This is a genomic window from Hamadaea flava (assembly GCF_024172085.1).
Taxonomy (GTDB): Bacteria; Actinomycetota; Actinomycetes; order Mycobacteriales; family Micromonosporaceae; genus Hamadaea; species Hamadaea flava.
Window position 1 is genome coordinate 4918917 of sequence record NZ_JAMZDZ010000001.1, and the last position, 12790, is coordinate 4931706.

General features: G+C 70.9%; 8 protein-coding genes. 1 reads left to right on the forward strand and 7 read right to left on the reverse strand.

The annotated features are described in order from the left end of the window. Positions 1 to 6: 6 nt before the first annotated feature. Complete coding sequence (locus HDA40_RS23255) at positions 7 to 1809, forward strand: NHL domain-containing thioredoxin family protein (protein WP_253759334.1); 1803 nt, start codon at positions 7 to 9, stop codon at positions 1807 to 1809. Between the two features lie 166 nt (positions 1810 to 1975). Here the strand turns inward: HDA40_RS23255 and HDA40_RS23260 are convergent, their stop codons facing one another. The 7 genes from HDA40_RS23260 to HDA40_RS23290 form a co-directional block, all read right to left on the reverse strand. Beyond that, positions 1976 to 3268, reverse strand: a complete 1293-nt coding sequence (locus HDA40_RS23260; RefSeq protein ID WP_253759336.1) for an MFS transporter — start codon at positions 3266 to 3268, stop codon at positions 1976 to 1978. 83 nt (positions 3269 to 3351) lie between these two features. Next, on the reverse strand, positions 3352 to 5982 hold the full coding sequence (locus HDA40_RS23265; RefSeq protein WP_253759338.1) for a hypothetical protein: 2631 nt from the start codon (positions 5980 to 5982) through the stop codon (positions 3352 to 3354). 126 nt (positions 5983 to 6108) lie between these two features. Then, on the reverse strand, positions 6109 to 7746 hold the full coding sequence (locus HDA40_RS23270; protein ID WP_253759340.1) for an ABC transporter permease: 1638 nt from the start codon (positions 7744 to 7746) through the stop codon (positions 6109 to 6111). Beyond that, entirely contained in the window at positions 7737 to 8483 is a 747-nt protein-coding gene (locus HDA40_RS23275) for an ABC transporter ATP-binding protein (RefSeq protein WP_253759342.1), read from the reverse strand. The genes HDA40_RS23270 and HDA40_RS23275 overlap by 10 nt, the downstream gene beginning before the upstream one ends. Before the next feature lie 113 nt (positions 8484 to 8596). After that, positions 8597 to 10075, reverse strand: coding sequence for a sodium/solute symporter (locus HDA40_RS23280; protein ID WP_253759344.1), 1479 nt, complete (start codon positions 10073 to 10075; stop codon positions 8597 to 8599). After that, a complete protein-coding gene (locus HDA40_RS23285) occupies positions 10072 to 10491 on the reverse strand; it encodes a hypothetical protein (RefSeq protein ID WP_253759346.1) in 420 nt (139 codons plus the stop codon). Before HDA40_RS23285 ends, HDA40_RS23280 begins: the two co-directional genes overlap by 4 nt. A 40-nt stretch (positions 10492 to 10531) precedes the next feature. Then, complete coding sequence (locus tag HDA40_RS23290) at positions 10532 to 12766, reverse strand: DUF4153 domain-containing protein (protein WP_253759348.1); 2235 nt, start codon at positions 12764 to 12766, stop codon at positions 10532 to 10534. Positions 12767 to 12790 lie beyond the last annotated feature (24 nt).

Consider the following 12790-nt stretch of genomic DNA (forward strand, 5'->3'; position numbering starts at 1 on the left):
TGTCGGATGCGAGTGAGGGCGCCGGAGCTGCGCGGTCGAGGCTGGTTGAACACGGGCGGCAAGGAGCTGAAGCTCGCCGACCTGCGCGGCAAGATCGTCGTCCTGGACTTCTGGACGTTTTGCTGCATCAACTGCCTGCATGTCCTCGACGAACTGCGCCCGCTGGAGCAGAAGTACGCCGACGTCCTGACGATCATCGGGGTGCACTCGCCGAAGTTCGAGCACGAGAAGGATCCCGACGCCCTCGCCGCGGCGGTCGAGCGGTACGGCGTCGAGCACCCGGTGCTCGACGATCCCCAGCTGGAGATGTGGCAGCAGTACACGGCGAAGGCATGGCCGACGCTCAGCGTCGTCGACCCGGAGGGCTATCTCGTCGCGAGCATGGCCGGTGAGGGGCACGCCGAAGGGCTCACCCGGCTGATCGACCAGATCGTCGCCGAGCACGACGCGAAGCGGACGCTGCACCGGGGCGACGGGCCGTATGTGCCGCCGCTGCCCAGCAAGACCGCGCTGCGCTTCCCGGGCAAGGCGCTGGCACTGCCCGGTGGGAGCCTGCTCGTCAGCGACTCCGCCCGGCACTCGCTCGTCGAACTCGACGCCGACGGCGAGACGGTGCTGCGCCGGCTCGGCTCCGGTACGCGAGGCCGCGCCGACGGCGGTCCCGCCACGGCCGGCTTCTCCGAGCCGCAGGGCCTGTGCCTGCTGCCCGCGAAGGTCGCCGAGCGGGTCGGCTATGACGTGGTCGTCGCCGACACCGTGAACCACCTGCTCCGGGGCGTACGCCTCGAGACCGGAGAGGTCACCACGATCGCCGGCACCGGACGGCAGTGGCGGTCGACGGTGGACTTCCACCCGCACGACGCGACCAGCGTCGACCTGTCGTCCCCGTGGGACGTCGCCTACTACGACGGGCGCATCGTGATCGCGATGGCTGGTATTCACCAGCTCTGGTGGTTCGACCCCATTCGGCGTACCGCTGGGGCCTATGCCGGAACAACCGTCGAGGCGTTGCGCGACGGCGACCTGGAGCAGGCGTGGCTGTCGCAGCCCTCAGGTCTGTCGGTGTCGGCGGACGGCGCGCGACTGTGGTTCGTGGACTCCGAGACGAGCGCGCTGCGCTACATCGAGGGCAACCAGCTGCACACGGCCGCCGGGCAGGGCCTGTTCGACTTCGGGCACGTCGACGGCCCGGCCGAGACCGCGCTCCTGCAACACCCGCTGGGCCTTTACGCGCTGCCCGACGGCTCGGTGCTCATCGCCGACACCTACAACGGGGCGATCCGCCGGTACGCCGACGGCCAGATCTCCACAGTGGAAGCCGGATTGGCCGAGCCCAGCGACGTGATCGTGGCCGCCGACGGATCCGTCCTCGTGGTGGAGTCCGCCGCCCACCGGCTCATCCGGCTGGCACCGGGCGCCGTGGACTCGCTTGTGGACGGCGGCCGGCTCTCGGTCGAACGCCCAGCCACCCCGATCAGCTCAGGCGACGTCACGCTGGAGATCCTGTTCACGCCGCCGCCCGGCCAGAAACTCGACGAGACCTACGGGCCGTCCACGCGACTGGAAGTGTCAGCGTCCCCGCCGGAGCTGCTCCTCGAAGGTGCTGGTGTGACGACCTCGCTCATCCGACAGCTCGTCATCAACCCGGACGTGCCCTCGGGCGTACTGCAGGTCGTGGCGCAAGCGGCGACGTGCGACGCCGACGTCGAGCACGCCGCCTGCCACCTGGCCCGGCAGGACTGGGGCGTACCCGTGACGGTCGACGCCTCCGCCTCCGACCGGCTTGCGCTCGCGCTGCTCGCCCGCTGACCGCCCCGGTTTCCCGCTTTCTGCCATCCGGCTGGCGCGGTCACGGCTGGCAGGGCGTGTTGATCCAGGCGCGGAATGGTTGCCGGGGCAGCCCTTTCTCGCCAAGACCAACCTGCTGCTAGCTGGGCCTGCGAGGCCGGGTGGTCAGGGCCGGGAGGTGCAGCGGTCAGGCGGTGACTGACTGCGGATTGCCCACCGATTCGACCTGCGGCGCTTCGAGGCCGTCCTGTTCCGGCGTGATCAAGCGGCGCAGTGAGAGAGCCAGCAGCGACGCGACCAAGCAGCCGCAGACGGTCAGCGCGACCCAGATCCCAGCGTGCCCACCGGCGATCAGCGGCGCGGCGGTCACCGGGCCGACGATGCCGCTGATGCTCCACACCATCGAACCCAGGGCGTTGAAACGGCCTCGCAATTCGTCCGTCGCCAGCGCGTTGATCAGCGTCGGGTTCACCGGCGAGATGAGCGTCTCGGCCGAAGCGAAGACGGCCGCGCACGCGATGACGGCGATGCTGGAGATCACCGCGTTGCGTCCGTCGACGACCCCGGCGATGCCGAGGATCAGCCAGGACGCACCCATGATCACACCGACGAGGGCCAGGACTCGGGTTCGGCTGCGCCGCTGGATGAGGCGTACCACGATGAGCTGCGCGAGGACGATGACCAGGGTGTTCGCCGTGAACGCCAGCGCCACCACTCGTTCCTTGACGTGCGCGACGTCGATGGCGAACGCGGTGAAGCCGACTTCGATCTGGGCGTACCCGCTGATCGTCATCACGATGCTGAAGGCGAGCAGCCGCCGGAAGCCCTTGTGGGCGAAGACTTCCCGATAGCCCGCCTTACGTGCGGCCGGCTGCCCGACCGAGGCCGCGACGGTGAGCTGCTGCCCGACCCCGCGCATGAAGAGCAGGTTGAGGAACGGAATCAGGTACGCGATCGCGTCGAGCGTGTAGATCAGCTGGAACGTGCTCGGCTGCTTGATGTCGACGATGGACCCGGCGATCACCGAGCCGACGCCGATGCCCAGGTTGAGCAGCGTGAAGTTCAGGCCGAACGTCTTCTGCCGCTCGTGTTCCTCGGTGACCGAGGAGAGGATGACGTTGACGCCCGCCCAGATGACGCCGCCACCGAGGCCGATGAGGGTGGCCGCGCCGATGGCGAGGGTGACGTTGTGCACGAGGCCCATGCTGAAGACTCCGGCCGCCTCGACGAGCAGCATCGGCACGACCACGCGGCGCGCGCCGAACCGGTCCACCGCCCAGCCGCCGATCGGGCCGATGACCAGGGCACAGACTGCGATCCACGCCATCACGAGACCGGCGGTGAACGCCGAGATGTCCCGGACCTTCGTCAGGTAGATGAACATGAAGGGCAGCGTGAGTCCCCGGCCGATCGCCGAGAAGATCGTGGCCAGCAGGATGCGCCGGGCCTCGACACGCCGGGGCAGCAGGTCATGCAGCATGCACCCATACTTGCGGCCGGGTACGACACTCGGCCAGCGAGTTTCCGTAAGGCGTGTCGGTGATCACACGCCTTACGGGGTGGTCAGGCGACGGGCTCCAGGCAGTAGATGTCCGAACCCTGGGTCAACGCGTCGTTCTGCGGGTTCGGGCAGTCCTTCTGGTCGGCGACCTTCTTCACGATCTTGAAGGCCCCGGTCCCGGCCGTACCACAGTCCACGACCGACGCGGAGTTGCCGCTGCGCTGCACACACTGCCCGACCGCCAGCGCGTCGTCGCTGCCGCCGCCGAACAGCTTGTTGACGGCGAAGAGTACGCCGAAAGCAACGCCGATCAGCAGTACGCAGGCCGCGATGACCATCACGAGCACCTTCGCCGTACCACCCTTGGCCGGGGCGGGCTCCGGTTCGGCGCTGAACTTGTCGAACCGGCCCTGCTCCTGCGCGGGCGGGCTCGGCGGCTGCTGCGGCGGTACGCCACCCGGGCGCTGCTGCGGAATCGAGGGCGCGGACGGCTGCTCGCCCCAGGCGCTGGGCGGCGGCGTAGCGGGCTGGGCGGGCGGAACGGACGTCGACTGCGCCGGTCCCATCAGGTCGCTGTACGCCGACATCCCAGCCCCACGACCAGCCGGAGCCGGACTGACCGGCGGCTGGATCGTGGTCTGCGACGGCATCGCCGCCTGCGGGGGAGCCGGAGCGGCGGCCGGTGCACCCGATCCGTACACGGTCGGCTGAGTGGTGCTGCCGTACACCGTGGGCTGGGCCGGAGCACCGTAGACCCCGGGCTGCCCGGAAGTCTGCGGTACGCCACCGGCCTCGGCCGGCGAGATGCGGCCGACCGACACCGATGCGCGGGCCGAAGCCTGCGCGGGCCGGCCCTGCGGGACCGCCTGCGCCGGAATCTTCGGTGCGGCCTGCTCGGGTGCGGCGGCGGGGCTGCCGTACTGCGCCGGAGCGGACTGCGCAGCCGGCGAACCGTACGTTCCCGGATTCGGCGCAGGGCTCGTCGGCGCGGGCGGTGCCATGGGCAGGTTCGACGGGGGTTCCTCCGCCTGGGCAGTCGCCGGCTGAGCGGCCGTCGAGCCGTAGACCCGGCCCGAGCCACGCGACTGCGGCACGGCTTCAGCGGGCGGAGCGATCCGGCTCGCCACCGGGACGGCAGCCTTCGCAACCGTTCCCGCGGCGGCTCCGGCCGCTCCTGCGACGACGGCGGCCGCTACCGGCGCGGCGATCGGCGGCGGCGGGGTCGGCGTGGTCTCCGGAGCCGGCGCGGGCGCACCGTACACACTGGACCCGATGGAAGGCGCGGGTGCGGCCGAACCGTAGACGCTGCCATTCGACGCGGGCTCGCCGTACGACGGCGCCGACTCGCTGTGTGACTGTGCGGGCTCGCTGTACGACGGAGCGGGATCGCTGTACGACGACGGTGCCCCGTTGTAAGCCGGTGCCGGGTCGCTGTAGGACGGTGCGGAGTCGCTGTAGGACGATGCCGGCGCGGGCTCGGGCTCGGCGTACGAGGGCGCCGAGCCATAGCCACCGCCACTTGACGGCGCGGCACCATAGCCACCGCCGCTGGACGGAGCGGCCGAGCCATAAACGCCGCCACCACTCGATGGCGCGGCCGAGCCGTAGACGGCTGCGCCGGAGGACGGCGACGACTGCGGTGGCGGTGGGGTCGCCGGGGAGATCGGCTCTTCGAAGACGGACGTGTACGAGTGCGGCTCTGAAGCGGGCTCGGCGGGCGCTTCGCCGCCGAACGGGGACCAGCCCGTCGAATTCGCCTCGGGGATCTCGAACGCCCAGCTCCCGGTACGCCCTTCCGGCGCGGCCGACGAAGCACCCCCGCCGGCGGAAGACGCGGCGGAAGCGGTGGGCGCGGGCGACTCCTCGACCGGCGGCGGACCGCTGGGTGCGAAGGACTGCCAGGCCGGCGGCGACGACTGAGCCCACGACGGGGTCTCCTCCGCGCGCCCGGCCGTGCTCCAGGCGTCCGGCGCCGGCTCGGCCGGGTTCGGCAGCGGGACCACCGCGGGCGGCGGAACGTACACCGATTCGCCCGGTTGCGGGGCGAACGACGTGTTCTGCGCGGGCGGCGGGTCGTAGGCCGACGACGACGGCGGATCGTACGAGGAAGACGGCGCCGCGTCGTACGACGACGATGCGGGCGCGTCATAAGACGACCGCGCCTCATAAGACGACTGCGCTGCCGGTGTGTCATAAGACGGCGGCGCGTCGTAAGAGGGCTGAGCGTCGAAAGACGGCCGCGAGTCGTAAGACTGCTGCGCCGGCGGCGCGTCATAAGACGACGGTGCGTCATAAGACGACGGTGCGTCATAAGACGACTGCGCTGCCGGTGTGTCATAAGACGGCTGCGAGTCATAGGACGGCTGAGCGTCGAAAGACGGTCGCGAGTCGTAAGACTGCTGCGCCGGCGGCGCGTCATACGACGGCGGCGCTTCGTGGGTCGGCACGGCCGAGCCGCCGTCCGGCGGGAACCCACCGAACGTGGGCGCCGCGGCGGAGCCGTTGTAGGAGCCGGTCGGAGCGGGTTCAGCCGCCTCGTCCGCGCCGAACATCGGGAACGGCGAGGCCGGTGCCGCTGCGGTGGGCTGCCCGGGAGCGAAGTCCGGGAAGTCCTCGGCGGCCGGCGGTGTGCCGAACACGCTGTTGCGGTCCGACCCGGCGTTGCCCGCGTGGTCGGGGAACTCGGACGTCATTCGCGCGCCTCCTTCACGTACCGGTCGTACCGTACCGGTCCGCAGCGCGGACGGGAACCCGGGCCATGGGCCGACCTAGTCGCCAGAGTTGGATGCCAAAACCGGACAGAACGAGAAAACCGCAGGTCAGCCGCGTGGTGTGACGGCCGCTAGCAGCTCCGGACCACGCCGGTCGACTGCGTCACCGCCGACGATCACACCCAGCCAGACCGCACCCAGCCCGTACGCGACGCCGACCGGCAAGGCCAGCCAGGTCCAGAGATCTCCCGCGAGGGCCGCAGCCAGGATCAGCGGCGTGGCCAGGATGACCGAGCCGACCATGGCGACCAGGGCGAGCAGGCTCTTGGTCAGGCCGCCTCCGGTGTTCACCGCGAACGGATTCGACGTCTCAGGGAGGGCGTACGCGCCGAAGACGCTCACGATCAGGCACGCCGTGAGGCTGACCCCGTATCCGCCGAGCAGGATGCCGATCCGCGACGGCAACTCGGCGGCGTCGCCTCCGAGCAGCGTCACGAGGATCGAGATGAGCACGATCAACGGGACGATGTAGAGGGAGTAGCCGATGATCCGGCTGCGGATCTCCCGTCGCCCCGGTACGCCGGTCGCCAGGTGCAACGCGTACGCAGTGCCGTCGAAGCCGAACTGGTTGGCGACCGCGACCGCGCCCAGTACGCCCACGAACACCATCGAAGCGGTGTGGATCGCCGGATTGTCCGGCAACGCCGGGGCATCCGCGTCGCTCGGGAGCAGCCCGGACGGGCCGAGGTTGAACAGCACCGGCAGGAAGACGCCGATGACGGCGAAGGTGATCAGGTTCGCCCGGCGACGGGTGTCCCGCCACCAGTAGCGCGCCTCGCGTACCACCATCGCGCCCTCGGCCGTGGCCGGCACCCAGCGCAGCCGGCCGAAGAACTGGGTCACCGGCGAGGCCGATCCGGCGGCACGCCGGGGGCCGGAGGCGTCGGTCGCGCCGAGCATCGCCCGTTCGATGGTCGCCGACCACCACCACAGCAGCAGGCCGGTGGTGACGACGCCGATGCCGACCTTCGCGACCGCCGCGAGATAGTCGCCCCGGGCGGCCGACACCGCGGCGGACCACGGTGCGGCGAGCGGAGTCCAGCCCAGGACCTCGGCGAAACCCTCCAACTTGGCGAAGTCGGCGCGGGAGAGCGCCGAGATCCCGAAGATCTGCGCCGGCCCGAGCAAGGCGACCAGCAGCGCGAGACCGATCGCGGCGAGATCGCGTACCCGTCGGGATCCCAGAAGATTGGCGAACGCGCTCGTGACCGCTCTCGAGAGCGCGACGCACATCAGCAGGCCGACCACGACGCCGACCGCGCTCACCACGGCCGGGAGCACCCCGTGGCCGAGGGCCGACCCGATCACCAGACCGGAGGTCGCGAGCAAGGTGGCCGCGACCGGGACGCCGAGCAGCGCGGCCGTGAGCAGGCCGGTGATGAGCGTGCGCCGGGGGATCGGGAGCAGCGCGAACTTGGCCGGGGCGAGCGACTCGTCGACGCCGAACCAGAGCAGCGGGCCGAACAGCCAGCCGATCACCAGCAGCGCTCCGCCGAGTGTCGGGACCAGGGCGGTCAGCTCCGGATAAGCCGGCTGCATCGAGGCGATCAGGGCCAGGCAGCCGCCGCCACCGAACCAGGCGCCGAAGAACAGCGACAGCACGAACATCGTGACGCGCGCCGGCTTGCCGCGAAAGCCGTTGCGCAGCACCCGGAGTTTGAGCTGGGCGAAGAGTCTCACAGCCACTGGAGTTCCTCGCCGGTCGCGGTGCGGCCGCCGACCACCTCGACGAAGACCTCCTCCAGCTCACGTCCGCCGGTGACCTGCTCCAGTGTGCCGACGGTCCGGATACGGCCCTCCGCCATGATCGCGACGTGGCTGCACAGCCGCTCGACGACCTCCATGACGTGGCTGGAGAAGATCACCGTTCCGCCACCCTGGACGTACCGCTGCAGGATGTCGCGGATCAACGACCCGCTCACCGGGTCGACCGCCTCGAACGGCTCGTCCAGCACCAGCATCCGGGGCGCGTGCAACAACGCGCAGGCCAGGGCGATCTTCTTCTTCATGCCCGCGGAATAGTCGATCACCAGCGTCCGGCCCGCGTCGGCCAGGGCCAGGACGTCCAGCAGCTCCTTCGCGCGCTGGTCCACGACCGCGCGGTCCATGCCCCGCAACATCCCCGTGTACGCGAGCAGTTCGGCCCCGTCCAGCCGGTCGAAGAGGCGTACGCCGTCCGGCATGACGCCGAGCAGCGCCTTGGCCTGGACGGGATCCGCCCAGACGTCGTGCCCGAGGACGACGGCGGTGCCCTGATCGGGGCGCAGCAGCCCGACCGTCATGCTCAGCGTCGTCGTCTTGCCCGCACCGTTCGGGCCGAGCAGCCCGAAGAAGCTGCCGGTCGGGACGTCGAGGTCGACGCCGGCCACGGCGATTTTCTGGTCGAACCGCTTCACGAGGCCGCGCAGGGCGAGTGCTGTCACGTCCTGAGCTTAAGGTCCGCCCGCCCCTTCCCAGGTCGCCCTTTGCGCTGGATCAGGGACCTCGGTCGAATCTTGGGCCAAGATTCGACCCGGAACCGTGATCCAGCACCCAATCAGGAGACGGCGCGTAGAGCTTCCGGTGCGTGCAGCCGGAACATGATCTGCCGGATGTCGGCGGGCACCCGGTGCTGGGTGGCGAACGACACCGCCACCATGACGGCGAACGCGAGCGGCACCGTCCAGGCGGCCGGCTGGGCGATGAGTTCGCCGAGCGCTCCGGGCAGCTCCGGTCCGAACACCGTGACCAGGACCGACGCCGCCGCGGCTCCGCCGCCGGCTAGTACGCCGGCCGCCGCCCCGAGGTCGGTCAACCCCCGCCACCAGGTGCCGAGGACGAGCAGCGGGCAGAAGCTCGACGCGGCGACCGCGAAGGCCAGCCCGACCACTTGGGACACGTTGAGCCCGGTGACGTTGAGCGCGAGTACGAGCGGAACGGTCCCACCGAGTACGGCGGCCACCCGGAAGGCGCGTACCGATCCTCGCCCGAACACGTCGGTCGCCAGCACCCCTGCCACAGCGGTGAGCAGCCCGGACGCGGTGGAGATGAAGGCGGCGAACGCCCCGGCCGCCACGAGCGCGCCGAGCAGTTGCCCCAGTACGCCGGTCCCGAGCGCCCGTTCCGGCAACAGCAGCACGACGGCGTCGCTGCGGCCCGAGGCCAACTCGGGGGTCCAGATTCGCCCGAGGACTCCGTAAAGCGTGGGGAACAGGTAGAACGCCCCGACCAGGCCCAGCACGACCAGCGTCGTACGCCGAGCGGCCGCTCCGTCCGGGTTGGTGTAGAAGCGTACGAGGACGTGGGGGAGACCCATCGTGCCCAGGAAGGTCGCGAGCATCAGCGAATAAGTGCTGAACAGCCCGCGCTTGCCGCCCTCGCTCGGCAGCAGCCATTCCAGCGGTGCGGGCACGTGCGGCTGTCCGGTCGACCGCCAGTGCAGCACGAGGAAGATCGCCGGGACCGCGAGCGCGGTGAGCTTCAGCCAGTACTGGAAGGCCTGGACGAAGGTGATGGCCCGCATGCCACCGAACGCGACGTTCGCCGTCACCACCCCCGCGACCAGCACCGATCCGGCCCAGTAGGGCGAGCCCGTGACGGTCGCCAGGGTCAGCCCGGCCCCCTGGAACTGGGGAACGAGGTAGAGCCAGCCGATGAAGACGACGAAACCGGTGGCCAGCTTGCGTAGCCGTCGCGAACCGAGCCGGAGCTGGCAGAAGTCGGGCAGGGTGAAGGCGCCCGAGCGGCGCAGCGGCGCGGCGACGAACAGCAGCAACGCCAGGTAGCCCGCGGCGAACCCGACCGGATACCAGAGCATGTCCACGCCGAAGCGCAGGATCAGCCCGGCGACGCCGAGGAAGCTCGCCGCGCTCAGGTACTCCCCGCCGATCGCGGCCGCGTTCCAGGTCGGGCTGATCACCCGTGACGCCACCAGGAAATCGCTGGTCGTGCGGGCCAGGCGCAGACCATAGGCCCCGATGGCCAGGGTCGCGAGGGTCACCGCGCCGATCGCGGGCAGCAGATAGGGGTTGCTCACCGCCGCTCACCGCCGGCATCGCGGTGCAGCGCGGCGAAGTCGGTCTCGTTGCGGTTCGCCAGGCGCACGAAGGCCACGCCGACGCCGATCAAGAAGGGGTACGCGAGTAAGCCGAGCAGCAGCCACGGCAAGCGGAATCCGGCGATCCTGACCTCGCCGAAGCTGGGCGCGAGGCTGAACAACAACGGCAGCGAGCCGAGCCCGACCAGCACCACGACGGCGAGCCGCAAGGCGAGGGCGAGCTGCGCCCGGACGAGCCCGCGAAGCAGAACGTCCTGAACGGCCGCCGGTGCGGCCGGATCGCCACCGCGCCGGGGCGTGGCGATCTCCGCGAGCACCACCCGCGTACGCACCGGGCCCGGCGGCTCATCAGCCCGCTGAGCAGCGGACTCGGAACCGTCGGGGGGCGGTGTCATGCCGGGAGTCTATCGACGAGGCAGGACACCGCCATCCCCCTCAGCGCTGGTAGTCGTACCCCCGGCGGCCCTGGCACGGGCCGAAACCGGCCGGGTAGCGCTCGGCGAGCAGATGCCGGGCCTGTTCCCGGCTCCAGTTCCACTCGTACCAGTCGTCCTTGTCCTCCCGCAGGTCCCGGTCGATGTCGCCGAGTACGCAGTTCCGCGCGCTCTCCGGCAGGTTGACCAGGGCAGGCACGGCGTCGGCCGACAGCGCGCCCAGGTACCAGAGGTCGATCTTCTCACCCGCCTGGTAGCGCTCGATGTTGTGCTGCGCGATGTAGTGCTCGGGGTTGAGCGCGGCCGCGCCGAGCAGCATGACGACCCAGATCCCGAGAACGGCCCGGGAGAGCCACGGCGCCTTCATCTTCCAGCCCGCCAGCAGCACGAGCAGGAAGCTGATGCCGAGGAACAGTTCCAGCATCGCCACGGCGAAGCGTTCGCGGGTCAGCCCGTACGTGTCGACGTAGAGCTGGAGCCGGGTCAGCGCGGAGACGACGATGACGATGCTCAGTACGCACAACGTCCCCAGCAGGACCCGCAGGGTCAGTCGCTCCCGGCGCTGCTCCTTGTGCCCCCACCGGGCGGCGGCCGCGACGATCACCAGGGTCAGCAGCGAGACCACCACCAGCTGCCGGAACCCGCCGACGGCGTACTTGGCGTAGGTGACCTGCGCGTGCTCCAGGATGTAGGTGTTCCCGCCGAACAACGCGGTGAACTGGACGGCGACGAAGCCGACGAAGAGCAGGGCCAGCGCGGCCAGCGGCAGCGCGAGCAGGTCGCGGCCGAACAGCGGACGGCCCGGGCTCTCCATGCCCCGCAGGTCCGGCGGGTTGCTCGCGAGGAACACCCCGCCTGCCGCGAGCAGCAGTCCGACGCACAGCAGGAAGATGCGCAGGATCAGGTTCCCCGCGTCCCAGTCTGGAATGACGTTGCCGATCCGGCTGAAGAACGCCTCGAGGTAGTGCGCGAAGACCGCGTCGGCCGAAGCGAACAGCGCCCCGAAGATGAGCAGCAGCACCAGGGTGATGACCGCCGACAGCATCACGTTGGCGTTCCGCCGGGATCGGGCGGAGGCCGCTGCGGCGTCACCTTCTTGTCCGGCGGCCCGGCGTCGCTCGGCCCGGCGCGCGGCCATCCCAGCGAGGCTCTGAGCTACCCACGGGATGCTGCGGAACCCGGCGATGGGCGCGGCGACGACGCCGAACAGCATGGCCCGGACGGACTTGCCCCCGGCCGCGGCCAACGACGCGCACGCGAGCGCGCCGATGACGAAGTAGAAGGTGAGCAGCCCGGACGCCCGGATGGCGCTCATCGTCAGCAAGGCGAGCGCGGCCAACCCCCAGACCAGACGCATGATCCGGTCGTTGCGGCTGACCTCGGCGTCACTGCGCCAGGCGGCGTACCCGACGCCCAGGGCGGCGGCGAGACCGGCGATCGGCCAGCCGATGCCCGGCTTGCTCAGTGGCAACGCCAGGGCGAAGCCCAGCCCGCCGAGCAGGATGCCCAACAGCGCCAGGGCGGGTGCCGGATGCCTCGGTCCGGGCCAGCGGGTCTGCGTGAAACCCGGCGGCGGCGTACGCGGGGCGTAGCCGGGCGGGTTGGTCCAATACCCGGCTGGCGGCACCGGCGGGTAAGGCGGCCCCTGCTGCGGGTATCCCGTCGGCACCTGCTGGGGGAACCCCGGAGGCGCCTGCGGCGGCACGGCGAACACCGGTTGCTGGGCGCCCGGCTGTTGCGCGCCTGGCTGCTGCACCGGTTGCGGAGCGGCCGGCTGCTGCGCGACCGGTTGTTGCGGTGCGGGTTGCTGTGCGGCGGGCTGCGCGGGAACCACCGGCTGCGCCGTCGCCTCGGCGGTCACCGCCGCAGTTTCGGCAGTCGTCGCGGACTCAGCGGTCGCCGCAGCCTCAGCGGTTTCAACCGGCTCGGCCGCTGCTGCCACGGCCTTGGCCAGTGCGGCCTTTTTCGCCGGGGTCGCCTTCTTCGCCGGAGCGGCCTTGGCGGGCGTGGCCTTCTTGGCGGGTGCGGCCTTTTTCGCCGGTGTCGCCTTCTTCGCCGCCGGAGCAGCTGCCGACGGGTCGGCGTCCGCGGCCGCCTTCTTCGCCGGCCGGGCACGCTTCGCCGGTGGTGTAGGCGGTTCGGCCGCTGGGGGCTCGGCCGTCGAGGCTTCGGCGGCGTCCGGAGTGGACGGTGTCGGTTCCTCGGGCGGTAGGGGCTGTTCAGGCGTCTCAGACATCCGGCTTCTCCTGTCAGACCAGTG